Below are 22,584 nucleotides of genomic sequence, written 5' to 3' on the forward strand. Positions count from 1 at the left end.
CCCTCCGGGTCCGGGTGTGCGAGGATTTCGGCATGGAGTCCTCGCACACTGCAGACGTGACCAACGGCCTCGATGCGTTGCGCGCCGAGGCGCTCACCTGGATCACCGACGATCCCGACAAGTCGAGTCGGGACGAGCTCTACAGCCTGCTCGACCGGCTACCGGACTCGGCCGGGGAACTGGCCGACCGCTTCGCCGGGCGCCTGCGGTTCGGCACCGCCGGGCTGCGCGGCCCGCTCCGGGCCGGGCCGAACGGGATGAACCGCGCCGTGGTGCGGGCCGCGGCGGCGGGCCTGGTGGACTGGCTGGGCGCCAAGGAGGCCGAGGGCCCGGTCGTGATCGGCTACGACGCGAGGCACGGCAGCCGGGACTTCGCGGCCGAGACCGCGCGCGTGGTCACCGGCGCCGGCCGCCGGGCGCTGGTCATGCCCGGCCCGCTGCCGACGCCGATCACGGCCTTCGCCGTGACCAGGCTCGAGGGCGCCGCGGCCGTGCAGGTGACCGCGAGCCACAATCCGCCGCAGGACAACGGCTACAAGGTCTACCTGGGCCGCGGGCTCGGCGGCGAGCTGGGGGCGGGCGCCCAGATCGTCCCGCCGGCGGACACCGAGATCGAGCGGGCGATCGCCGGCCTCGGCCCGCTCTCGGAGATCCCGCTGGGCGACGAGGGCGAGACCGTCGACGAGTCGATCGTGGACGAATACCTGGCGGCGGTCACCTCCGTGGTCGACCCCGACGATCCGAAGCGGCTGGGATCGGTGGCGACCCCGATGCACGGGGTCGGCGGCGCGACTCTGGCGAGGGCGATGGAGCTGGCGGGATTCGGCAAGCCGACGCTCGTGACCGAGCAGGCCGACCCGGACCCGGACTTCCCGACGGTGGCCTCCCCCAACCCGGAGGAGCCCGGGGCGATCGACCGGCTCAAGGCCCTGGCGGCCGAGGAGGGCGCGGACGTGGCCCTGGCACTGGACCCCGACGCCGACCGATGCTCGGCGGCGGTGCCGACCGCCGACGGGTCCTGGCGGCAGTTGACCGGCAACGAGGTCGGCGTCCTACTGGCCGACCACTGGATGCGCAAGGGCCGCAGGGGGACCTACGCGACCACGATCGTGTCGACGACCATGCTCAAGGCCATGTGCCGGGCCCGCGGATTCGGATACGAGGAGACCCTGACCGGCTTCAAGTGGCTGGCCCGCGCCGGCGCCGACCTGGCGTTCGCGTTCGAGGAGGCCCTCGGCTACTGCGTGGCCCCGGAGTTCCTGCGCGACAAGGACGGGATATCGGCCGCGCTCGTGATCGCCGAGATCGCGGCGGGCCAGGCCGCGAAGTTCGCGACGCTGGACGACCGCCTGGACGAGCTGGCCGAGGAGTTCGGCGTCTACGAGACCGGGCAGTTGTCGATCCGCGTCGAGGACCTGAGCGAGATCGAGGCGTGCATGAAGCGGCTGCGGTCCCACCGGCCGAGCACGCTCCTGGACGAACCGGTGGCCGTCTACGAGGACCGCCTGCCGGACGCCGACGTGGTGATCGTCGAGTCCGCCAACGCCCGGGTGGTCGCGCGGCCTTCGGGCACCGAACCGAAGCTCAAGGCCTACCTGGAGGTCAGGGAGGAGGCCGGGAACGACCTGGACGCCGCCCGCGAACGGGCCCGGGCGAGCATCACCGCCCTGCGGGCCGAGGTCGCCCAGACCCTCGGGGTGGAGAACTGAGCCGCTGCCGCGATGGTCGTGATCAGCGACCGCGACTACGATTCCGCGAAAGTCTTGGAGGCGATCATGGCGACGACCAAGTTCGAATACCACTCGGCCTGGACCGACAGTCTCCGGGAGGAAGGGGAACTCAGAGCGACCCGGAGGATGCTGCTCGAGGTCCTCGCCGCGCGTTCGATTGAAGTCTCGGCCGTTCAGCGCGAACGGGTCGAGTCCACCGAGGACCTCGAACAGCTCCGCGCCTGGCATCTCGACGCGATCAGGGCTGAGTCCAGCGAAGACGTCTTCATCTGAACGACCTCGATCCGGTGGGGCCGGGCGCTGAGCGCGTCCGGCCCCACCGCGTCCACCAAGAGATTCTCGGTGATCTTGGATGAATCAAGGCACGGGTCCGTATTCGAGCTCATACGGGGAGGCGAACAGATGGCGATGACCTCGCCGCCGCACCGCGCCAACGGCGGTGCGATCATCGACGCCTACGCGTCCCGGAGACGGAACGAGGAGTTCGCCGACGCACTGCAAGAGGTGCATGACCAGTTGAACGGCCCGGTGGCGATCGAGGACCCGTGGCCCGCCGACTTCGGGGGCCTTCCCGGCGTGGACGTGATCGAGCCACCGGTCGCCTGAGCTCCCCTGGGACGGGGCCGGTCAGAAGCGGCGGTAGGCGCCGAACTGGCGGTCGCCGGCGTCGCCGAGGCCGGGGACGATGTAGGCCTTGGTGTTCAACTGCGGATCCACCGCGGCGGTCGTCATCGCCAGGCCGAGCCCGGAGGCGCGGAGCTTCTCGATGCCGTCGGGCGCGGCCAGGGCGCAGACCAGGGAGATGTGCCCGCAGCCGCGCGAGGCGATCATCTCGCAGCAGCGCAGGAGCGATCCGCCGGTGGCGACCATGGGGTCGAGGACGACTACGTGACGGTCGGACAGGTCGTCGGGCAGGGACTCCATGTAGGCGTACGGCTCGTGGGTCTCCTCGTCCCGGGCCAGGCCCACGAAGCCCATCGTGGCGTCCGGGATCATCGCGAGCGCGGCGTCGGCCATGCCGAGTCCGGCGCGCAGCACCGGGACCAGGACCGGCGGGTTCGCCAGCCGGTGGCCCTTCGCCGGGGCGACGGGGGTGGCGATGTCGTACTCGGTGACGGCCAGGTCTCTGGTGGCCTCGTAGACGAGCATGGTGGTGAGCTCGTGCAGGGCGGCTCTGAACCGGGGGGAGTCGGTCCGCTCGTCTCGCATGGCGGTCAGCCGTTCGGCGGCGAGCGGGTGATCGACGATCTGTACATCCACGGTTCCCCACCTTAACGGCCTACTCGCCGCGCTAGTCTGAGCTGGTCGGCACGTGAGGGCGACACGATTCTCGAGGACGGATATCATCGGATCATGGGATCTATTCTGAGCGGTGCCGAGGCCGCCTCCCTCGTGCGGTCGCTGCCGGGGGTCGACGCGGTCGGCCTGGAGGCGCGCGCCGCGGACCTGGGCAGCCGCTCCATCAAGAAGGACTCGAAGGCGTGGGCCATCGACACCGCCGTCGGGATGATCGACCTGACCACCCTGGAGGGGGCCGACACCCCCGGCAAGGTCCGGAACCTCTGCGCCAAGGCCGTCCGCCCCGACCTCGAGGCCCCGCCGGTCGCGGCGGTCTGCGTCTACCCGGCGATGGCGGGCGTCGCCTCCGAGGCGCTGTCCGGTTCGCCGGTGAAGGTGGCGTCGGTGGCGACCGGCTTCCCCGCCGGGCAGGTGCCCCTCGAGGTGCGGCTGGCCGACACCGAGGCCGCCGTCCGCGAGGGGGCCGACGAGGTCGACATGGTCATCAACCGCGGCCAGTTCCTCTCGGGGGACCTGGAGCGGGTCTTCCACGAGATCCGGGCGGTCAAAGCCGCCTGCGGCGAGGCGCGGCTGAAGGTCATCCTGGAGACCGGCGAGCTGGTCACCTACGACAACGTCCGGCGGGCCTCCTTCCTGGCCATGCACGCCGGCGCCGACTTCATCAAGACCTCCACCGGCAAGGTCGGGGTCAACGCGACCCTCCCGGTGACGCTGCTGATGATGCAGGCCGTCCGCGACTTCCGCGCCGCCACCGGGGTCCAGGTGGGCGTCAAGCCCGCCGGCGGCATCCGCACCACCAAGGACGCCGTCAAGTACCTCGTTTCGGTCAACGAGGTCCTCGGCGAGGACTGGCTCTCGCCACACTGGTTCCGCTTCGGCGCCTCGAGCCTGCTCAACGACCTGCTCATGCAGCGCCAGAAGCTCACGACCGGCCACTATTCCGGACCCGACTACGTCACGGTGGACTGAATCATGTTCGAGTACGCGCCGGCGCCCGAGTCGCACCGCCCCGACATCAGGGAGCACTACGGGCTGTTCATCGACGGCGAGTTCGTCGACGCCGAGAACGGGGCGACCTTCAAATCGATCAACCCCGCGAACGAGCAGGTGCTGTTCAGCGTCGCCGAGGCCGGGGAGGCCGACGTCGCCGCGGCGGTCGGGGCGGCGAGGCGGGCCCACCGCACGGTGTGGGGGCCGATGAGCGGGACCGAGCGCGGCAAGTACCTGTTCCGGATCGCGCGCCTGCTCCAGGAGCGGTCCCGGGAGTTCGCCGTCGCCGAGTCGATCGACAACGGCAAGCCGATCAAGGAGACCCGCGACTTCGACGTGCCGACGGCCGCGCAGCACTTCTTCTACCACGCCGGCTGGGCCGACAAGCTCGAGTACGCCGGGCTGGGCCCCGGCCCGCGGCCGCTGGGCGTGGTCGGCCAGGTGATCCCGTGGAACTTCCCGCTGCTAATGCTGGCCTGGAAGATCGCTCCGGCACTGGCCTGCGGCAACACGGCGGTGCTCAAGCCGGCCGAGACGACGCCGCTGACGGCGCTGATGTTCGCCGAGCTGTGCGCCGAGGCGGGCCTGCCGCCCGGCGTGGTGAACATCCTGCCCGGGGCCGGCGCGACCGGGGCGGCCCTCGTCGAGAGCCCGGTGGACAAGGTGGCCTTCACCGGTTCGACGGCCGTCGGCCGCCGGATCGCCAAGGCGGTGGCCGGGTCGCGCAAGCGGGTCACCTTGGAGCTGGGCGGCAAGGCCGCCAACATCGTCTACGACGACGCGCCCCTGGACCAGGCGGTCGAGGGGATCGTGAACGGGATCTTCTTCAACCAGGGGCACGTGTGCTGCGCCGGATCGCGCCTGCTGGTGCAGGAGTCGGTCGCCGAGGAGGTCCTGGCGAAGCTCAAGGACCGGGTTTCGACGCTGCGGGTGGGCGACCCGCTCGACAAGAACACCGACGTCGGGGCCGTCAACTCCGCCGAGCAGCTCGAGCGCATCAGGGAGCTGACCGAGGCCGGCGGCGCCGAGGGCGCCGAGCCGTGGCAGCCGGCCTGCGAGCTGCCGGAGACCGGTTACTGGTTCCGGCCCACGGTGTTCACCGGGGTGCAGCAGTCGATGCGGGTGGCCCGCGAGGAGATCTTCGGGCCGGTGCTGAGCGTGCTGACCTTCCGGACCCCGGACGAGGCGATCAAGAAGGCCAACAACACCCCGTACGGGCTGTCGGCCGGGGTGTGGACCGACAAGGGCTCGCAGATCCTGTGGACGGCCGAGCGGCTGCGCGCGGGCGTGGTGTGGGCCAACACGTTCAACCGGTTCGACGCCGCCAGCCCGTTCGGCGGCGTGAAGGAGTCCGGTTACGGCCGCGAAGGCGGCCGCCAGGGGCTGGAGGCCTACCTCGATGTCTGAGCGACTGCGCGTCAAGAAGACCTACAAGCTGTACGTGGGCGGGAAGTTCCCGCGGTCGGAATCCGGGAGGAGCTATCCGGTGACCACTCCGGACGGAACCGAGTTGGCGAACGCGGCCCTGGCCTCCCGCAAGGACGTCCGCGACGCGGTCGCGGCGGCCCGGAAGGCGCAGGGGCCGTGGGCGGCGCAGAACGCCTACCTGCGCGGGCAGATCCTGTACCGGGCCGCCGAGATGCTGGAGGGCCGGTCCGGGCAGTTCGCCGCGGAGCTGGCCGAGGCCGCCGGTGCCGAGGCGCGGGAGACGCTCGGGACGGTGGAGGAGGCGATCGACCGGCTGGTCCACTATGCGGGCTGGACCGACAAGGTCGCCTCGGTCCTGGGCGGGGCGAACCCGGTCTCGGGGCCGTACTTCAACCATTCCAAGCCCGAGCCGCTCGGCGTGGTCGGCGTCGTGGCGCCGCAGGACGATCCGCTGGTGGGCCTGGTCGAGGCCCTCGCTCCGGCGATCGCCACCGGCAACGCGGTCGTGGTGGTCGCGAGCGGGACCCGCCCGCTGCCGGCGCTGAGCTTCGGCGAGGTGCTGGCGACCTCGGACCTGCCCGGCGGGGTGGTGAACGTGCTGAGCGGCAAGGTCGCCGAGTTGGCGCCGTGGCTGGCGAGCCACGCCGACCTCAACGGGCTGGACCTCTGCGGCGTCGAGGACGCCGACCTGGCGGCCGAGCTGGAGGCCGAGGCGGCGGGGACGCTCAAGGTGGTGCGCCGCCCCGGCGGGAGCGGCGGCCCCCTCGACCTGCTGCGGCAGTGGATCGAGTACAAGACCGTGTGGCACCCGGCGGGGATGGCCGCGGGCGTCGGCGGCGGATACTGACGCGCCGGTCCCCACGGGAGGCCCACCGGCCGGTTCGCGGGCGGCGGTCGGGTCGTAGGCTGATCCACATCTGACGACTACGGAAGGACCGCGACATGGCAGCCGATTCCGAAAAGCTCTGGGACGAGACCGGGATCGAACCGGTCGAGATCCACTTGGGCAAGGACTCGGGTTACACCCTTCGCGCGTACCGCATGTCGGACACGCTTCCGGGGGCGGCCGAGGCCGCCGAGAAGGCGGAGGCCGCCAAGCGCCCCGACATCGCCGAGCGCCCCGAGGACGAGGACAACGAGGCGCCCGACGAGTCCGACTTCCTCGACGAGGAGCTCGACGTGCTCGACGCCGAGCCCGAAGAGGTTCCGGTGTTCCTGGTCCGCAAGGGCAAGTTGCAATTGTTCCGTGACGCCGAGTCACTGGTTCGCTATGTGCGCGAATCGGACGACAACGATTTGGCCGCGGTCGAGGAGTACGGCGATCTGCAGAAGCGGCTGACCGCCGACGCCGTCGTATGTGACGAAGCCGACATCTATGAATTGGACCTGGTCACGACGAATCTGCGCGGCGGCCACGAATCGTGGGACCCCGAGCTGCTCATCAAGGCCGCCGAGATCGGCCGCGACTTGGGGTACGCATTGCGCAACTCTTCGGTGATCGACCCGCTCTCCCCGGGTTCGCCCCTCGACGACATCGACGAGGCACTCCGAGCCATTGTGGATGGCGGGCTTCGCGGCATGTTCGCCAAACGCCGACTTCGCAAGACCGGCACCGAGCAGGCGGCCATCGCCTGGCGCGGCGTGATCGGAAAGATCACCGAATCCACCGAATGGCACGGCGAGACCGAATAGCCCGAGATCGACTCCGCTCTCGGACGGTAACGGCGGGGTTCGATCCGAGTAATTCCATACCGGACTCGAACCGGTCCGCAGACGGACGGGGTTGACGGATTTGCGTGCTATGGCCGCAATTTCGCGTGCCACCCCACGCTCGCCTCCCGCTTGCGGATCAGAGTATTCTGCGGAAAACTGAGTAACGGACCTATAAACGGCTCGGGGCGAAAGTCCACGCTGACAGGGTTGGTGTCTGTACGGGCGCGCCCTACGAGAGGAGCTCTGCGGGTGCAAGTCTTCTGCGGCATCACCACAGATCATGGGGCCGACACCGGTCAGGACGCCGTGCGCGCGGTGGCCCTCGTCGCCGCCGGCGGCGGGCTGCTCGCCACCGACACCTTCGCCGACGGCCCGCGCGGCTGGGTCCGCTTCGCCGGTCTGCTCGCCCGCCAGACCGCCGGCCCCTCCCCCGTCTCCATCGCCGTCGACGGCGAGATCGGCCAGATCGCCGAGTTCGCCGCCGCCGCCGGGCACCTCGTGGTCGAGGCGGAGAGCCCGCTGGCCCGTTCCAAGGACGCCCTCGACGACGCGGTGGCGCTCGCCCGCGGCCTGGCCACCGGCGAGGTCCAATGCGCCCAGCCGCTCGTCACGCGGCCCGACACCGCCGCCCTTCGTCCGGTCCTCGACACCGTCGCGGTCGCCTCCAGGGCCCGCCACGAGGCGGCCGAGGCGCTCACCTGCCTGCTGCGCGCGGTCTTCCCCGCGGCCCTGGCCGCCTGGGACGACCCCAGTGAGACCAATGCGGTCGCGATCCTGACCCATCTGCCCCAACCCGGCGCGATCCATTCGATCTCGACCGAGGACCTGGCCGCCGACCTGGCGACCGTGGCCGACCCGGGCCAGGTCGCGGCGATGGCCGGCGCCCTGACCGAGGCGATCCGCGAGATCGGCGGCGGCGACGACCCGGCGGTGGCGCCGTCGGTCTCGGGCGCCGCCGAGGCGGTCGCCGCCTGGGACCGGTCCCTGGAGGGCCTCATCGGCCTCCTGCAGTCCCGCCGGCCGCGGACCGAAGCCGGGCCGCCCCAGGCCGCTCCCGAGCCCTCAGAGCCGCGCCACGGCCTCCGCGACGGGCCGCACCGGAAGATGCGGCTCCCCGGCGACCTGCCGGACCGCTCCAGCCTGCGCTCGCTCGACCCGAACTCGCAGATGCACTCGTTCGTCTCCCCCGACCTCGAAGCGACGCAAGTGCTCCCCGACGACGACCCGCTCGAGGGCGACGCCCCCACCCGCGGCATCCGGCGCCGCCGCGACAGGGCGGCCGGGCTGCCGCAGCAGGACCCGCTCGGCGGCGAGGGCCGGCGCCACCCGTGGCAGCCGAAGGAGGACACCTTCGAAGACCTGGCCGCCCTCGCCGGCGACGACGACGGCCTGCTCATCTTCGGGCAGGCGCGGTCGGCGTGGTTCAAGCGGCCCGAGACCGAGGAGCCGGACGCCGCGAGCTGGCACGTGCCCGGCGACGAGGGCTGGCGCACCGCCCGCCACGTCACCGAGTCGCCCGAGGCCGAGGACGACACGACCCCCGCGGGGCTCCCGCGGCGCAAGCCGCAGGCGAACCTGGTGCCGGGCTCGGTCATCCCCGACGCCGTACCCGGCTCCGACGAACCGATCGACCGCGACCCCGAGGTCCTGGCGTACAACACCGCCGGGTACTTCAAGGGGTGGGGCAAGGCCCGCGGCGGCCGCAACCAGGCCCCGCGCCGGAATGAGAGGATGGCGGCGCGATGAGCGCCAACCTGGGAGTCTACGAACGCTCGCTGAGCATGCTGCTGGGGTCGCTGGTGGCCCGGACCCCCGGCCTGTCGCACGCGGTGCTGGTGAGCGTCGACGGTATGCCGCTGGCCGTGTCGGCCGGGCTCCCCAAGGAGCGCGCCGACCAGTTGGCCAGTATCGGTTCCGGGCTGCTGTCGATCGGCGAGGGCGCCGGACGGGCGATGAACCACGGACCGACCCAGCAGGTCATCGTCGAGATGGCCGAGGGCGTCCTCCTGGCGGCCCCGGTGGGGCCGCAGATCTGCCTGACGCTGCTGGCGGTGTCGCAGTGCGACCGCGAGCAGCTCGGCTACGAGCTCGGCCAGTTCACCATGCAGGTGGGCCCCCTGCTGAACGAGGCGCTCACCAACACCGGCTCGATCCCGAAGGTCGTTTGAGGCAAGCGAAGGGCCCGGGGCTCTCGCCCCGGGCCCTTCGCTCTGGTCCAGGTGGTTCGGGTCAGCCTAGACAGGTACGGCCGGCGTCGCTATGTGGGCTCTAACCGACGCCGACGGTGCGGGTTCGCCGCATGGACAAGACGTATTCGACGAGCTTGATGAGCACCTGCTTGGTCGACTCGCGGTTCCGCGCATCGGTGTACATCAGCGGTACATCCTGGGAGACCTGGAGGGCGTCCCGGATGTCCTGGAGCTCGTGGAGCTGCTTGCCGTCGAAGCAGTTGACGGCCACCAGGTACGGGAGCTTCCGGTGCTCGAAGAAGTCGATGACCGAGAAGCAGTCGGCCAGCCGCCGGGTGTCGACCAGCACGATCGCGCCGATCGCGCCGCGCACCAGCTCGTCCCACATGAACCAGAACCGGGTCTGGCCGGGGGTGCCGAACAGGTACAGGATCAGGTCCTGGTCGATGCTGATGCGGCCGAAATCCATGGCGACGGTCGTGGTCGCCTTGTCGGGCACGAGGTTGTTGTCGTCGACGCCCTCGGAGGCCGACGTCATGATCGCCTCGGTGGTCAACGGAGTGATCTCGGAGACCGAACCGACCAATGTCGTCTTGCCGACGCCGAAGCCGCCGGCGATGACGATCTTGGCAGAGGTCACGCGAGAGGTGTCTGCGGGTGAGTTCATTAGGGTCTAAAGCCTCCTGAGTCCACTGAGAACGCGCTCGAGGAGTTCGGTTCCGACGGATTCGTCGGCGCCGTCGTCGCCGCTGAATCCAGTGGGTTCGTGCACTGCCAACAAGCCGTCGGCCGCCATGTCGGCCACCAACACGCGAGCAACGCCCAAAGGCACTTCCATACGGGCGGCGATCTCCGCCAACGATTGCAGTCGGCCGCCGCAGAGATCAACGATCACCTTCTGCTCGCGACCGCCGAGGAACTGCCCCGACCTGCCGCGAGCGGTGGCTTCGACCAGCGCTTCGAGGGCGATCTCCAATTGGGGTCGCGTGCGGCCGCGCGTGACCGCATACGGCCTGACGAGTGAGCCTGTCGGCTCATCTCCACCGAGGACCATTTCTACCTCCAACCGCCGCCGTCCAGGTCCCACAACCCGGAACGACGAGCAGTCATGTCAGTTTTCCGTAACCACCGCCTGGGGCGACAGTGGTCCCGTCGTCTGGGGAGACGACGGAGGGGTAACTCTTCAGTTTGTCCCACTCGCGCCTGTTAACCGCATCGAGTGGAGCCTACCGTGCCGGTGTCCCAAGAGACAAACCGCCATTGGTCGCACACCCTGCCGACCTGGGCCGCGGACCGGAGGGCCCGTCAGCTCCGCGCCGACGGGGTGAGGGCCTGGCCGACCCGGTCCACCAGCAACGCCATCTCGTAACCGACCTGGCCCACGTCGCAATTCTTGGAGGCCAGGACGGCGAACGACGATCCGTCGCTGATGGACATCAGGAACAGGAAGCCGTGGTCCATCTCGACGACCGTCTGCAATACCGCACCGCCTTCGAAGCAGCGCGACGCCCCCTGGGTAAGGCTCACCAGGCCCGAAGTGACGGCCGAAAGCTGGTCGGCGCGGTCCCTGGGCAGGTCCCGCGACGACGCCATCAGCAGGCCGTCGGCGCTGACCGCTACGGCGTGCGCCACTCCCGGCACGCGTTCGGCGAATCCCGCCAGCAGCCAGCCCAAGTCCTGGACTGTCGTTCCACCAGTGCTCATCGTATGCGCTCCTTAGCGTCTACCGTGTAGCTCAGCGAGTCAGTTCCCATCATTGCCACGTCCTCGCTGCACCCCGCGGTGATAGGCCGACAGCAGTCCCCGAATGCCTTCGGGGTTGCGCTTCTGCGCGCTGACGGTCTCCTGCGTCTCCTCAACACCGCCCGGAACGAGGCGTTCCATGGGGCGGCGTTTGGGGAGCCCCGCCGAGGTGGTTTCATCTGCCGGCTCGGCGAAGGCGTCGTTGACCCGGCTCCAGCCGTCGTCGGCGGCGGTGCGCCAGGCATATGACGAGTCTGATTCGGATTCATCGGTCTGCAGGCGCCGCCGTTCGGGGCCGGGCCGGCTAGCCGGCTCGGGCGGCTCGGCGCTCGGGGGCGGGCTGTGCATGGTCGCGCCTTCCGTGGGCTGCGGAGACTGGGAGGAGTCGTCCCAAGCCGAAGCGGGTGATCCGCTCGCACTTGAGCCATCACCGTACCGCGGCCCGGGCTCGTCCGCCACCCTCGCGGAGGGCTCCTCGACCGGCTTCGGAGCAGGCGTGACCGCCTTGAACCAGGCCGACTCGACCTCGCGGAATATCGGCAGCTCGGTCGTGGCGTCGACCGCCGACACCCGGTCGGACCGCATCGTCTTGCGCGGCGCCTCGGTACCGGACCCCGCGGCGGCGTCGGGCCACGACGGCGGCGCGTTCTCCTCCGGCTGCGGGGCGGCCTCGAGCTGGATCTTCGGCAGCGCCACGTGCTCGGACGAGACGATCTCGCCGGTGACCTCCATGACCTTGCCGTTGGGGCGGGGCTCCTCGGTCAGCCCGCCGGGCCGGAACATGAAGCCCGGCTCATGCCCGGTCTGCGTCGAGTACTCCCCGGTGCGCGGCTCGCTGTGCGGGGTCGGCTGAGGCGCCGGAGGCGGCTGCTGCGGCGGTGCGGTCGGCTCCGGCGGCCGGAACGACGGCGGGCGCTCCTGCTGCTGCGGCGGCGACTGCGGCCCGCCCTGCGGGGCGACGGTGTCGAACAGCCCGGCCGGGCTCTCGGGGACCCGCGGCAGGGAACCGGTGTCGTTCGCCAGCAGCTCGCCGCGGGGACCGCGCTCGCGGTCCAGCCCCATGGTCTCGCCGCTGTCGGGCTGTCCGCGCTCGGGCAGCCGCGGCTCGGACAGGACCGCCTCGCCGAGGACGAGCTCGGCGACGATACCGCGCTGGTCGCCGGGCCGCAGCTCGACGCCGACGTTGTGGCGCTTGCCCAGGCGGGCGACCACGACCAGGCCCATCATCCGCGAGGAGGCCAGGTCGATGACGTCGGCGGTCTCGCCGAGCTGGCGGTTGATCTCCTCCAGTTGGGCCTCGGGCATGCCGATGCCGGAGTCGATGATGCGGATCCGGACCGCGCCGGTCGGGTTCTCGGCGGTGCGCATCTGGTCGGCGGTGACGATGACCGCCGACTCCGGCGGGGAGAACGCGGTGGCGTTGTCCATCAGCTCGGCGATCAGGTGCACCAGGTCGTTGACGGCGGCCGGCTTGACCTCCCGCTGGGCGTCGACCTGGCCGAACTCGATGCGGGTGTACTGCTCCACCTCGGACTGGGCGGCCTGCAGGATGTCGCCGATAGGCGCCGGGTGCCGCTCCTGGCGGGTGGAGTCGGCACCGGCCAGCACCAGCAGGTTCTCGTCGTTGCGCCGCATTCGGGTCGCCAGGTGGTCGAGCTGGAAGAGTTCGGCCAGGCGGTCGGGGTTCTCCTCGCCGCGCTCCAGGTGGTCGAGGTGGCCGATGAGCCGGTCGACCAGGTTCTGGGAGCGCCGGGCGAGGTTGATGAACATCTGCGAGACGTTGGCCCGCAGGGCCGCCTGCTCGGCGGCGATGCGGATCGCCTCGGTGTGGACGATGTTGAACGCGTGCGCCACGTTGCCGATCTCGTCGCGCTGTTCGATGTCGATCGCCTCGCCGGTCTCGGCGGCGACCTCGTCGGGCGTCCGCCCGGCGATGGTCTCGGTGTCGCGCATCTGGGCCACCGCCTGCGGCAGGCCGACGTGCGCCACGTCCAGCGCACCCTCGCGGAGGCGCCGCAGCCCGCTGGCCATGTTCCGGGCGATGATCAGGGCGATCACGGTCGCGATGACGAACGCGGCCAGGATGAGGATGGCCTCGAGCAGGAGCTGGAAGATCTGCGAGTCGCGGTCGGACCGGGCCTGGCTGAGCACTTCGGCGGACTCGTTGTCGATGTAGGTCAGGCCGTTGTCCAGGATCGCGTCGTAGGCGGAGACGATCTCGGCGTCGACCGACAGCGGTGCGCTGGTGCCGCCGCCGACGGTCTGGGCCTCGAAGTCGAGCGCGGGGCGGGCCTCCTCGGTGGCCAGGCCGCCGGAGCGGTAGAAGAATGCGAGCTGCTCGTCGCGGTTGGCGATGGTCTTGAACTCGTTCTCGGCGCTCACCCGCAGTTCGGAGAAGGAGATGAAGCTCGTCCAGCGGGTGGTGTTGAGGAAGTTGTTGCCGTCGCCGACGTTGATCGCGATCGCGCGCTCCTCCTCCATCTGCTCCAGGACGATGGTGGCGGAGGCGATGGCCTGGAGCTGACGGGCGATCTCCGGGTCGTTGACGATACGGGCGGAGATGTCGGTGATCGTGACCAGCTCGCCGACCAGGCGCTGGTAGACGCGGGAGGTCGCGTCGATCGAGGTGTGGAGCGGGTTCTCCTCGGCGGCGGTCCGGATCTGCAGCAGGCTCTCGTACTGGGTGTCGACCGCGGCGATGCGGTTGGAGATGTCGTCGGACAGGTTCGGCAACTGGCCGGCGCTCTGTTCGAATGCCTCCAGCGCGTCGTCGGTCAGCCTGGCCTGGGCCTGGATGTCGTCGAGTTCGTACTCCTCGGGGTCGATGCCCTCGACGTGCCCGTCGTCCTTGCGCAGGTAGGTGACGATGAGGCTGCGCTCGCGCTGGAGCTCGTAGCGCAGCTCGGCGGTGACGGTGTTGAACTCCACCAGGCTCACCATGTCGTCGGATTCGAAGACGCGATCGGCCAGGTCGTAGAGGCGGAGCCCGGCGACTGCGACGAGGACTAGGAGCGGTACCAGGAGAATCAGGCCCAGCTTGGACCTGATTCGCATGTCGGCGATGCGGGGCATGCCCAACGGGCCTCGTCGAGCCGCTGAACCCGCTCGGTTCGAGCTGCGCTTGCTCACCTTTGTCTAGCCTCCTGGGGTGGTCCTCTGTTCAGACCGGCGCCGGGCATTGGGGCCGGTGCTGTTTCGGGCCGGCGGCGCGCGCCGGCTGCCGTCCGGCCGCTCGGGGCGGCCGGGTCGGCATGTGAAGCCCAGCAGATTCCATCATGACGAAAGTGCGCTCCGAAATCCAGGGGCGTACTGGAGTTCCCCAACCGGCCACGTTACACACCGCGCTACGGGTCCATTCGCCCTAAACCGCATAATTTCGGACACATGCATAGGGCGTATTCAGCTCTTCGGGCGGCAAGTCGACCCGCACGGACGAGCTGAACCGCGGTGTCACGGCGGGCGGCGGGGCGAGGCGTCCTCACGCTACCGAGCGTCCGATGACCGTCCGTGAATGACCTATTCGGACTCCCCTCGCGACGCCCCGAGGGCGGTCGCCGACTCCCGGCGATCGGCGACAGCCCTGGTCAACCCGGCGTTCACCTCGCCGGAGTGCGACAACCCCTCAGGAATCACCATTCCTGAACATGACACCATATCGCCCATATGCGGAGCAAATCCGTGCAAAGACTCGCACAGCCTGTGCGACAGATCCCCACGAAGTACCCCCATCGTTGAACTGACCCTTCAGGAGGCCTCATCAAATGGATCCGCAGTACCTGGCTGCCACCTTGGACCACGACCACTTCACCTACGGCTGGCTCAACCCGGCAATGGGCCTAGCCTTCGCGGCCGCCGGTTCGTTCCTCGGACTGTCCGCCGCCCGCTACGCACGCGCCGCCACCGACCTGGCCGGCCGCATCCGCTGGGTCCTCTTGGCCTCCTTGGCCATCGGAGGAGTCGGCATCTGGATGATGCACTTCACCGCCATGATCGGCTTCACGGTGGTCGGTTCCGACATCGGCTACGACGTGACCCTGACCATCGCCTCCTTCGGCCTGGCGGTCACCGCCGTCGGCATCGGAGTGTTCATCTCCGGAACCACCCACGCCGGCTGGCCGCGCCTGATCCTCGGCGGCCTCGTTTGCGGCGCGGGCGTGGTGGGCATGCACTACACCGGCATGGCCGCGATCTCCACCTCCGGCACGATCTCCTACGACTCCAGGCTGGTGGCGGCGTCGGTGGCGATCGCCGTCGTCGCGGCCACCGTGGCCCTGCGCTTCACAACGGTCGTCGACCGGCACGGCACCATGGCGCTCGCCGCGACCGTGATGAGCGTGGCCGTGGTGGGGATGCACTACACCGGCATGGCCGCCGTCAGCGTCGAGGAGACGACCGGCGGTCCCGTGCAGGGGCTGAGCCCGCTCGTGCTCATGCTGCCGATCCTGCTGCTGGCGATGGTGGCGATCGTCGGCCTGGTGTTCTGCGTGCTCAGTGCACCCAATCTGGACTACCGAGACGATCGGGACGTGTCGGGCAACTCTACTGTCCGTCTGGCGAACGGCACCGGGCTGTAGTCGGATAGCGTTCCGAAAAACCACACAAGCGCAACAATCCACACACTGGCGGCGACCTGGGGAGGAAGACCGCGCATGGACCACGTGAGTCACTTTGCTTACGGCTGGATAAATCCCATCATGGCATTCGGATTCGCGTACGCCGGGTCGCTGCTGGCCCTGATGTGCATGGCCCAGGCCCGCCGCCACACCGGCACGGTCAGGTCCTTCGCCCAGCGCCTGCGCTGGATCGCGCTGGCCTCGTTCGCGCTGGGCGGCACCGCGATCTGGATGATGCACTTCACCGCCATGATCGGCTTCCAAGTCACCGAGTCCGACATCGCCTACGACCCGGCGATCACGTTCCTGAGCCTGGCGGTGTCGATCGCCTCGGTCTTCTTCGGACTGGTCGTGGCCGGCATGGGGCGGCGCAACACCGTCGCGAAGATCCTCATGGCCGGCCCCCTCACCGGTCTCGGCGTGGTGTTCATGCACTACTCGGGCATGGCGGCCATCAACATCTCCGGCGAGATCGCCCACGAGCGCGGCTACTTCTGGGCCTCGGTCGTGATCGCGGTCGTCGCCGCCACCGCGGCGCTGGCCTGCGGGATGTACCTAGACGGCTGGCGGTGGCACTCCGCCGCGTCCGTCGTGATGGCCGCGGCGATCTCGGGCATGCACTACACCGGCATGGCCGGCGTGCAAGTGACGCTGTTCGACCAGGGCCGAGGCGCCGTCGACGGGATCGACCCCATCATGCTGATCCTGCCGATCCTCGGCGTGGCGACCGTCGTGATCATCGTGCTGCTGTTCGCGCTCATGGGAAGCGCGCCGAGGCCCGCGTCGCGGCGCGAGCGGCTCGGCCTCGAGCCCGACCCGCCGCCTCCCGAACCGAACGACCTCGCCCCGCTTTCGCCGCAAGTGGACCGCCCCTCGCCCCACCCGCACTACGCGCCTCCGCCCGGGGACCGGCCCGATCCGGCCTCGGACCGCGCCCGGCGCTGAAGCGCCGGCCCGGGGGCGGCGCCGCGGCGCCGCCCCCGGGCCATGCCTTATATATACGGGTAGTCACGCAACGCACTCGGCCGTGCGGGTCGGCCTCAGACTCCGGCGTAGGAATGCAGCCCCGGGAAGACCAGATTCACGGCGGTGAGGTTGAACAGCATGACCGCGTAGCCGAGGACGGCGAGCCACGGGGCGTGCGACCGGGCGGACCTGCCGGAGACGCGCGCATGCAGGTAGGCGGCGTAGACGACCCAGGCGATGAACGCCCAGACCTCCTTGGGGTCCCAGGCCCAGTAGCGGCCCCACGCGAAGTGCGCCCACACCGCTCCGGCGAAGATGCCGAACGTCAGCAGCGGGAAGGCGAACACGTGGATCTTGAAGGTCAGGCGCTCCAGGACAGCCGCGGCCGGCAGCCGCTCGGCCACGGTGAGCGGGAACCGCGCCGTCTTCCCGTCGGAGATCCGCCGGTCGAGTCGACGCTTGAGCAGGTGCAGGATCGCGAAGACGCAGCCGATGAGCAGGATGCCGGAGGCGACGACCGCGGCGGTGACGTGGATGACGATCCAGTAGGAGTCCAGGGCCGGGACCAGCGGGCCGGCCTCGGTGTAGACCCGGACCGAGGTGCCGAGCACCATCGTCACCGCGAAGGTCGCGAACAGGCCGAGGCGGCGCGGGACGTGTCCGGCCTGCACCAGCACCAGCCAGGTGACCATGCCCGCCAGCGCGACTCCGACGGTGTACTCGAACATGTTGCCCCACGGCCACCGTCCGGTGTAGATGAGGCGGGTGATGATCGAGGCGGCCAGGACGGCGGTGCCGAGATAGGTCAGGGCGATCCCGATCCGTCCGGCACCGCGGGCGGCGGCCGGGCTGACCGGGGCTTCGGACGGGGAGTCCGCGAACGTGCCGCCGTCGGTGCCCTCGCCGCCGGCGGCCATGAGGGCCTCGGAGCGTTCGGGGGCGCGCTTGTCGAAGGCGTATTCGAGGGCGTAGGCGAACATCGCCGCAGCGTAGACGAGGATGGTGGCGACGAACATGGCGTTCGCCGCTGCTGCTCCGGTCATGAGGTGCTCCCAATGGCGTCTTCGGAGTCGGTTCTGGTTCGGGGCGGTTCGGCGGGTGCGACGTCGGCGGTGAGCTCGTCGCATTCGGCGGCCAGGCCGTCGTAGTCGTTGCGGTTGAGGCCGGCGACCTCGGAGGTGCCGTCGGGGTTCCAGCGGATCCAGTACCGGCGGCGCCGCACGATGAGGGCGGGCAGCAGGGCGACGAGCAGCACCAGCGCGCCGGCGAGCACGATGGGGCCGCCGGGGTCGTGGCGGACCTGGAGGACGGCGTACTGCTCGACGTCGTCGAAGGTGAGGGTGGAGCCGTCGGGCAGCTCCATGGTGTCGCCGAGGCCGATGACCTCGACCTCGTCGTTGAGTTTCTCGAGGTCGCCGGAGGCGATCTGGTCCTCGTCGACGTTGTAGACCGACTCGGGCAGGCCGTCGCCCATGCCGAGGTCGCCTTGGTAGGCGGTCAGGGCGAGCACCGGGTTGCCGAGCTCGGGTCGGGCGCCCAGCAGCATCCCGGTGGAGTCGTCGAAGGTGGGCACGAGGACGGCGTCGAAGCCGGTTTCGGCGCCGGGGTCGACGCGCCCGGTCTCGTGGTCGAAGCCGGCGTCGGGGAACTTGAAGGCGCCTTCGGAGTTGAGCGCGTCGTCCATGGCCAGGAACGGCTGGTGGGTCTCGAAGGTGTTGCCGTGGCGGTCGGTGTAGGTGGCCACCGGGGTGTAGCCGTGTCCGATGAGGAAGACGTTGGCGCCGTCGATGTTGAGCGGGTGGTTGACGCGCAGGTCGTAGGTGCCGGTGTCGCCCTGGTGCGTGTAGGTGATCTCGGCGTCGTAGGCGGTGGGCCCGCCGTCGGTGAACTCGGCTTCGAAGTCGTCGAGCCGGATGCAGAACCGGGGCAGGCCGGTCTCCTCGACGTAGGCGCCGAGGCCGTATTCGTCGTACTGCTGGAGGTTGTTGCAGTATGCGAACTGCTCGCCTTCGGAGAGGATGCGGTTGCCGTACCAACTGAAGAGGCTGCCGACGGCGACGCCGGCGAGGATGAGGATGATGCTGGCGTGGAACAGGAGGTTGCCGGATTCGCGGAGGTGGCCCTTTTCGGCGGCGATGGTGACGGTGCCGTCGTCGTGTTCGCGTTCGACGGCGCGGAAGCGGTGGTGTTCGAGGGCGGCGCGGGCGCGGTTGCGGTCGGCCGGGACCTCGAGGCGGCGGTGGTAGGGCAGGATGTCCATCCGCTTCGGCGCGTCGGGCGGGGCGGCGCGGAGGGCCCTGAGGTGGGCGGCCAGGCGCGGGAGGATGCAGCCGACGAGGCTGACCACCAGCAGCAGGTAGATCGCGGAGAACCAGGGACTGGTGTAGACGTCGAAGGCCCAGAGCCGGTCGAGGACCGGAGCGAGGTCGGGGTGGCGCTCGTAGTAGGCGTCGACGTCGGTGGGGCTGATGGAGCGCTGGGGGAAGGTGGAGCCGGGGATGGCGGCCAGGGCGAGGGCCAGTAGGAGCAGCAGCGCGGTGCGCATGGAGGTGAGCTGGTGCCACCAGCGTCGGCCGAAGGAGCGGAGGGGGCGGGCGGTTCTTGCGGTCAAATCCAGATCTCCCCTGCACCGACGGTGGCGCGCAGCCAGTTGGTGAACTCGGTCCAGGCCCCGGTGGCGAGCATGAGTCCGACGGCGATGAGCATGGTGCCGCCGGCGACGGCGATCGCGCGGCCGTGCCGCTTGATGAAGCCCATCGTTCCGGCCAGCCGCCGGAACCCGACCGCGAAGAGCACGAACGGCAGGCCGAGCCCGGCGCAGTAGGCGATCATGAGGCCCACGCCGCGGGCGGTGCCGTCCTGGATGACCGCGAGGCCGGTGATGGCGGCCAGCACCGGTGAGGTGCAGGGGATCCAGGACAGGGCGAAGACCGCGCCGAAGAGGGGGGCTCCGGCGAGGCCGACCGCGGGCCTCCAGCGGGGCGCGAAGCCGCGGCCGAGCGGGACCAGGCCGATGAACATGAGTCCCATGGCGATCATGAAGATCCCGACGGCGGTTTCGAGCGCGGAGATGTTGGTCAGCAGGGCGCGCCCGGCGGTCTGGAGGGCGAAGACCACGGTGGTGTAGACGGCGGTGAAGCCGCCGACGAAGAGGACCGAGCCGGCCAGGACGCGGCCGCGCCTGCCGCCTTCGGCCAGATCGGTGCCGGACATCCCGGTCACGTAGGAGACGTAGCCGGGCATGAGCGGGAGGGTGCAGGGGGAGGCGAAGGAGACCAGTCCGGCCAGGGCCGCGACGCCGAAGGCCGCCAGCAGGGGACCGGAGGCGGCGGTCTCGGCGAAGCCGGTCTGCGCGTAGGTCACGGCTCCAGCACCTTGTTGACGTCGGCGATGAGGGTCTCGGCGTCCTGGAAGTCTTCCCGCCAGACGCTGAAGATGCGGTTCTCGGCGTCGATGACGAAGGTGACCGGGATCGTGGTCGGTGAGATGTCGTAGTGGACGAACTGGAGGGCGATCTCGCCGCCGGCGTCGTTGAAGGACGGGTACTCGATGCCGTAGCGGCGCTCGAACGCCTGGGCGGCGTCGACGGTGTCGCGGATGTTGACGCCGACGAACTCGACCGGTTCGCTCCGGAAGTGCTCGGCGGCCTCGGCGAGGAACGGGGCCTCGGTGCGGCAGGGCGGGCACCACGAGCCCCAGAAGTTCATCACGATGACCGATCCGGCCCAGTCGGCGGTGTCGAGCGGTTCGCCGTCGAGGGAACGGCCGGAGACGTGCGGGGCCTCGGGGCGGTCGGCGGGGTCCTCCCACCGGTAGTTGGAGCCGTCGCCGGAGACGAACCGGTCGCGGTTGATCTGGTTGACCCGGTTGGGGTCGGCCCCGTCGTCGGAGCAGGCGGCGAGGACCGCGAGCGGCGCCGCCGCCAGCAGTGCCCGTCGCTGGAGACCCATCGTCAGGCGCCCTTGGCCCGCTTAGCGGTCTCGGACTTGAGCACCAGGTAGGCCGCGGGTTCGGAGTATTCGACCCGCTCGATGCCGGTGCCTTCGAACACGAGGCTGGTCAGCGAGGCCAGGCCGCATTCGCGGCGGCGCGGGTCGTGCCAGAGCCGCTTGCGCTCGGCGAAGCGGCGGAGGGTCCAGATCGGGAGCTGGTGGCTGACCAGGACGGCCTCGGAGCCTTCGGCGGCCTCGCGGGCGGCCTGGGCCGCGCGCATCATGCGGCGGGCGATGTCGACGTAGGGCTCGCCCCAGGAGGGCTTGAACGGGTCGCGCATACGCCACCAGTACCTGGGCCGGCCCAGGGCCCCGTCGCCGACTCCGACGCGGAGGCCCTCGAAGGAGTTGTCGGCCTCGATGAGGTCGTCGTAGACGGTGGCGTCCATGCGGTGGGAGGCCGCGATGGGCTCGGCGGTCTCCCGGGCGCGCTGGAGCGGCGAGCAGCCGACGTGGACGACGTCGCGGCCGGCGAGTTTCTCGGCGGCGGCGAGGGCCATCTCGCGGCCGAGGTCGGACAGGGTGTAGCCCGGCAGCCGGCCGTAGAGGACGCCGTCCGGGTTGTGGACCTCGCCGTGGCGCAGCAGGTGGACGATGGTCTTCGAGCCGCTCATGACCGCACCCTAGCGGCCGCTTCTGCGGCGCGTGGCAGCGCCTGTGCGAGGTGTGACAGGGCTTCCTCGTCGATCGCGGTCGACACGAACCAGCACTCGAAGGCGCTCGGCGGGAGGTGGACGCCGGCTTCGAGCATGGCGTGGAAGAACGCGCCGTACGCCTCGGTGTCCTGGGCGGCGGCGTCGTCGAAGTTCCGGACCGGGCGCTCGCCGAAGAAGACGCTGAACAGGTTGGCCGGGGCCGAGACGCGGTGGGGGACGCCGGCCTTGGTGAGGGCCTCGCCGGCGAGGCGCTGGATCTCGGCGGCGGTGGCGTCGAGCTTGCGGTAGGCGGCCTCGTCGAGCAGCCGGAGCGTGGCGAGGCCGGCGGCGACGGCCAGCGGGTTGCCCGAGAGCGTCCCGGCCTGGTAGACGGGCCCGGCCGGGCTGATGCGGTCCATCAGGTCCGCGCGGCCGCCGAAGGCCGCGGCCGGCAGTCCGCCGCCCATGACCTTGCCGTAGGTGTAGAGGTCGGCGGGGGCGGCCACGCCGCCGGGGCCGACGCGGAAGCCGGTCATGACCTCGTCGGAGACCAGCAGCGCCCCGTGGGCGTGGGCGAGGTCGAACAGCTTCTCGTTGAACCCGTCGGCCGGGGCGACCGCGCCCATGTTGCCGGGGATCGCCTCGGTGACGACCGCGGCGATGCGCCCGGGGTGGGCCTCGAAGGCCGCCTCCACCGCGGCGAGGTCGTTGTAGGGGACCACGACGGTCTCGGCGGTCGCGGTCTCGGGGACGCCGGGCGAGTCGGGGTGGCCGAGGGTGGCGACGCCGGAGCCGGCGGCGGCCAGGAAGTAGTCGGCGTGGCCGTGGTAGCAGCCGGCGAACTTGAGGACCGCGTCGCGGCCGGTGGCGGCGCGGGCGAGCCGGACGGCGCTCATGGTCGCCTCGGTGCCGGAGGAGACCAGGCGGACCTTCTCGCAGGGGGTGCGGCCGACGATCTGTTCGGCGAGCTCGATCTCGCCGAGGGTCGGGGCCCCGTAGGAGGTGCCCTTCCCGGCGGCCCGCGTGACCGCCGCGACCACCTCGGGGTGGGCGTGGCCGAGGACGAGCGGCCCCCACGATCCCACCAGGTCGAGGTAGGAGTTGCCGTCGACGTCGCGCATGCGCGCGCCCGAGGCGTCGGCGATGAAGACCGGCTCGCCGCCCACGCCCCCGAAGGCGCGGACCGGCGAGTTCACGCCCCCGGGGATGACCCGGGAGGCGCGCTCGTTCAAGGCGGCTGAGGTCGTGTGCTGCTGCGCATTCTTGTCCGACACGGCCTCAGCCTC

The 22,584-nt window shown here is 70.5% G+C and carries 22 protein-coding genes; 11 read left to right on the forward strand and 11 right to left on the reverse strand.

All coding sequences use genetic code 11. From position 1 onward, the window contains the following. The first annotated feature begins 32 nt into the window (after positions 1-32). The 3 genes from CUT39_RS16920 (at position 33) to CUT39_RS16930 (ending at position 2,336) form a co-directional block, all read left to right on the forward strand. Positions 33-1,709 (forward strand): phospho-sugar mutase, encoded by a 1,677-nt coding sequence (locus CUT39_RS16920; protein WP_100448638.1) that lies wholly within the window; start codon positions 33-35, stop codon positions 1,707-1,709. A 66-nt stretch (positions 1,710-1,775) separates the two neighbouring features. Then, positions 1,776-2,003, forward strand: a complete 228-nt coding sequence (locus tag CUT39_RS16925) for a hypothetical protein (RefSeq protein ID WP_157930775.1) — start codon at positions 1,776-1,778, stop codon at positions 2,001-2,003. Positions 2,004-2,132: 129 nt separating this feature from the next. After that, the gene (locus CUT39_RS16930) at positions 2,133-2,336 is read left to right on the forward strand and encodes a hypothetical protein (protein WP_100448640.1); all 204 of its coding nucleotides are present in this window, start codon (positions 2,133-2,135) and stop codon (positions 2,334-2,336) included. Positions 2,337-2,357: 21 nt separating this feature from the next. Here CUT39_RS16930 and upp read toward each other — a convergent pair whose 3' ends face one another. Continuing rightward, positions 2,358-2,990 carry a uracil phosphoribosyltransferase gene (gene upp / locus CUT39_RS16935; protein WP_100448641.1) on the reverse strand — a complete coding sequence of 211 codons (633 nt, stop codon included), beginning with the start codon at positions 2,988-2,990 and terminating at the stop codon, positions 2,358-2,360. A gap of 93 nt (positions 2,991-3,083) precedes the next feature. Between upp and deoC the strand changes: the two genes are divergently transcribed. The 6 genes from deoC to CUT39_RS16965 all read left to right on the forward strand — a co-directional run bounded on the left by deoC (position 3,084) and on the right by CUT39_RS16965 (position 9,328). Beyond that, positions 3,084-3,998, forward strand: a complete 915-nt coding sequence (gene deoC / locus CUT39_RS16940) for a deoxyribose-phosphate aldolase (protein WP_100448642.1) — start codon at positions 3,084-3,086, stop codon at positions 3,996-3,998. 3 nt (positions 3,999-4,001) lie between these two features. After that, positions 4,002-5,426 (forward strand): aldehyde dehydrogenase family protein, encoded by a 1,425-nt coding sequence (locus tag CUT39_RS16945; protein WP_100448643.1) that lies wholly within the window; start codon positions 4,002-4,004, stop codon positions 5,424-5,426. Beyond that, positions 5,419-6,294 carry an aldehyde dehydrogenase family protein gene (locus tag CUT39_RS16950; protein WP_100448644.1) on the forward strand — a complete coding sequence of 292 codons (876 nt, stop codon included), beginning with the start codon at positions 5,419-5,421 and terminating at the stop codon, positions 6,292-6,294. The genes CUT39_RS16945 and CUT39_RS16950 overlap by 8 nt, the downstream gene beginning before the upstream one ends. 95 nt (positions 6,295-6,389) lie before the next feature. Beyond that, positions 6,390-7,139, forward strand: a complete 750-nt coding sequence (locus CUT39_RS16955; protein ID WP_100448645.1) for a DNA primase — start codon at positions 6,390-6,392, stop codon at positions 7,137-7,139. Positions 7,140-7,409: 270 nt separating this feature from the next. Further along, entirely contained in the window at positions 7,410-8,906 is a 1,497-nt protein-coding gene (locus CUT39_RS16960) for a hypothetical protein (RefSeq protein ID WP_100448646.1), read from the forward strand. Beyond that, complete coding sequence (locus tag CUT39_RS16965) at positions 8,903-9,328, forward strand: roadblock/LC7 domain-containing protein (protein ID WP_100448647.1); 426 nt, start codon at positions 8,903-8,905, stop codon at positions 9,326-9,328. Before CUT39_RS16960 ends, CUT39_RS16965 begins: the two co-directional genes overlap by 4 nt. A 100-nt stretch (positions 9,329-9,428) precedes the next feature. Here CUT39_RS16965 and CUT39_RS16970 read toward each other — a convergent pair whose 3' ends face one another. From CUT39_RS16970 to CUT39_RS16985, 4 genes are all read right to left on the reverse strand, one after another. Then, on the reverse strand, positions 9,429-10,016 hold the full coding sequence (locus tag CUT39_RS16970; RefSeq protein ID WP_100448648.1) for a GTP-binding protein: 588 nt from the start codon (positions 10,014-10,016) through the stop codon (positions 9,429-9,431). 6 nt (positions 10,017-10,022) lie between these two features. Further along, positions 10,023-10,403 (reverse strand): DUF742 domain-containing protein, encoded by a 381-nt coding sequence (locus CUT39_RS16975; protein WP_100448649.1) that lies wholly within the window; start codon positions 10,401-10,403, stop codon positions 10,023-10,025. Positions 10,404-10,654: 251 nt separating this feature from the next. After that, a complete protein-coding gene (locus tag CUT39_RS16980; protein WP_100448650.1) occupies positions 10,655-11,053 on the reverse strand; it encodes a roadblock/LC7 domain-containing protein in 399 nt (132 codons plus the stop codon). Positions 11,054-11,092: 39 nt separating this feature from the next. Continuing rightward, a complete protein-coding gene (locus CUT39_RS16985; protein WP_198587227.1) occupies positions 11,093-14,146 on the reverse strand; it encodes a sensor histidine kinase in 3,054 nt (1,017 codons plus the stop codon). Positions 14,147-14,853: 707 nt separating this feature from the next. Between CUT39_RS16985 and CUT39_RS16990 the strand changes: the two genes are divergently transcribed. Both CUT39_RS16990 and CUT39_RS16995 read left to right on the forward strand, forming a co-directional pair. After that, the gene (locus CUT39_RS16990; RefSeq protein WP_100448652.1) at positions 14,854-15,666 is read left to right on the forward strand and encodes an MHYT domain-containing protein; all 813 of its coding nucleotides are present in this window, start codon (positions 14,854-14,856) and stop codon (positions 15,664-15,666) included. 120 nt (positions 15,667-15,786) lie between these two features. Then, positions 15,787-16,650 carry an MHYT domain-containing protein gene (locus CUT39_RS16995; protein ID WP_198587229.1) on the forward strand — a complete coding sequence of 288 codons (864 nt, stop codon included), beginning with the start codon at positions 15,787-15,789 and terminating at the stop codon, positions 16,648-16,650. Between the two features lie 95 nt (positions 16,651-16,745). Here CUT39_RS16995 and ccsB read toward each other — a convergent pair whose 3' ends face one another. The 6 genes from ccsB to hemL are packed head-to-tail and all read right to left on the reverse strand — an operon-like array spanning position 16,746 to position 22,572. Beyond that, the gene (gene ccsB, locus CUT39_RS17000) at positions 16,746-17,714 is read right to left on the reverse strand and encodes a c-type cytochrome biogenesis protein CcsB (protein ID WP_198587231.1); all 969 of its coding nucleotides are present in this window, start codon (positions 17,712-17,714) and stop codon (positions 16,746-16,748) included. Then, positions 17,711-19,282 (reverse strand): cytochrome c biogenesis protein ResB, encoded by a 1,572-nt coding sequence (gene resB / locus CUT39_RS17005; RefSeq protein ID WP_232805803.1) that lies wholly within the window; start codon positions 19,280-19,282, stop codon positions 17,711-17,713. The genes ccsB and resB overlap by 4 nt, the downstream gene beginning before the upstream one ends. Beyond that, the gene (locus CUT39_RS17010) at positions 19,279-20,034 is read right to left on the reverse strand and encodes a cytochrome c biogenesis CcdA family protein (RefSeq protein WP_100448656.1); all 756 of its coding nucleotides are present in this window, start codon (positions 20,032-20,034) and stop codon (positions 19,279-19,281) included. Before CUT39_RS17010 ends, resB begins: the two co-directional genes overlap by 4 nt. Then, complete coding sequence (locus CUT39_RS17015) at positions 20,031-20,621, reverse strand: TlpA family protein disulfide reductase (protein WP_100448657.1); 591 nt, start codon at positions 20,619-20,621, stop codon at positions 20,031-20,033. Before CUT39_RS17015 ends, CUT39_RS17010 begins: the two co-directional genes overlap by 4 nt. Before the next feature lie 2 nt (positions 20,622-20,623). Then, a complete protein-coding gene (locus tag CUT39_RS17020; RefSeq protein WP_100448658.1) occupies positions 20,624-21,277 on the reverse strand; it encodes a histidine phosphatase family protein in 654 nt (217 codons plus the stop codon). Continuing rightward, positions 21,274-22,572, reverse strand: coding sequence for a glutamate-1-semialdehyde 2,1-aminomutase (gene hemL / locus CUT39_RS17025; protein ID WP_100448659.1), 1,299 nt, complete (start codon positions 22,570-22,572; stop codon positions 21,274-21,276). Before hemL ends, CUT39_RS17020 begins: the two co-directional genes overlap by 4 nt. Between the last annotated feature and the right edge of the window lie 12 nt (positions 22,573-22,584).

Origin of the sequence: Glycomyces xiaoerkulensis (genome assembly GCF_002798405.1) — a bacterium.
Lineage (GTDB): Bacteria > Actinomycetota > Actinomycetes > Mycobacteriales > Micromonosporaceae > Glycomyces > Glycomyces xiaoerkulensis.

Bases quoted from the DNA above. Each gene is read 5' to 3' on its own strand.
- deoC (WP_100448642.1), top strand. From the start codon at position 3,084: ATGGGATCTATTCTGAGCGGTGCCGAGGCCGCCTCCCTCGTGCGGTCG.
- CUT39_RS16970 (WP_100448648.1), bottom strand. From the start codon at position 10,016: ATGAACTCACCCGCAGACACCTCTCGCGTGACCTCTGCCAAGATCGTC.
- CUT39_RS16975 (WP_100448649.1), bottom strand. From the start codon at position 10,403: ATGGTCCTCGGTGGAGATGAGCCGACAGGCTCACTCGTCAGGCCGTAT.
- ccsB (WP_198587231.1), bottom strand. From the start codon at position 17,714: ATGACCGGAGCAGCAGCGGCGAACGCCATGTTCGTCGCCACCATCCTC.
- CUT39_RS16980 (WP_100448650.1), bottom strand. From the start codon at position 11,053: ATGAGCACTGGTGGAACGACAGTCCAGGACTTGGGCTGGCTGCTGGCG.
- CUT39_RS16925 (WP_157930775.1), top strand. From the start codon at position 1,776: ATGGCGACGACCAAGTTCGAATACCACTCGGCCTGGACCGACAGTCTC.
- CUT39_RS16995 (WP_198587229.1), top strand. From the start codon at position 15,787: ATGGCATTCGGATTCGCGTACGCCGGGTCGCTGCTGGCCCTGATGTGC.
- CUT39_RS17020 (WP_100448658.1), bottom strand. From the start codon at position 21,277: ATGAGCGGCTCGAAGACCATCGTCCACCTGCTGCGCCACGGCGAGGTC.
- CUT39_RS16965 (WP_100448647.1), top strand. From the start codon at position 8,903: ATGAGCGCCAACCTGGGAGTCTACGAACGCTCGCTGAGCATGCTGCTG.
- CUT39_RS16920 (WP_100448638.1), top strand. From the start codon at position 33: ATGGAGTCCTCGCACACTGCAGACGTGACCAACGGCCTCGATGCGTTG.
- CUT39_RS16955 (WP_100448645.1), top strand. From the start codon at position 6,390: ATGGCAGCCGATTCCGAAAAGCTCTGGGACGAGACCGGGATCGAACCG.
- CUT39_RS16985 (WP_198587227.1), bottom strand. From the start codon at position 14,146: ATGCGAATCAGGTCCAAGCTGGGCCTGATTCTCCTGGTACCGCTCCTA.
- CUT39_RS16990 (WP_100448652.1), top strand. From the start codon at position 14,854: ATGGATCCGCAGTACCTGGCTGCCACCTTGGACCACGACCACTTCACC.
- CUT39_RS16945 (WP_100448643.1), top strand. From the start codon at position 4,002: ATGTTCGAGTACGCGCCGGCGCCCGAGTCGCACCGCCCCGACATCAGG.
- CUT39_RS17015 (WP_100448657.1), bottom strand. From the start codon at position 20,621: ATGGGTCTCCAGCGACGGGCACTGCTGGCGGCGGCGCCGCTCGCGGTC.
- CUT39_RS16930 (WP_100448640.1), top strand. From the start codon at position 2,133: ATGGCGATGACCTCGCCGCCGCACCGCGCCAACGGCGGTGCGATCATC.
- CUT39_RS16950 (WP_100448644.1), top strand. From the start codon at position 5,419: ATGTCTGAGCGACTGCGCGTCAAGAAGACCTACAAGCTGTACGTGGGC.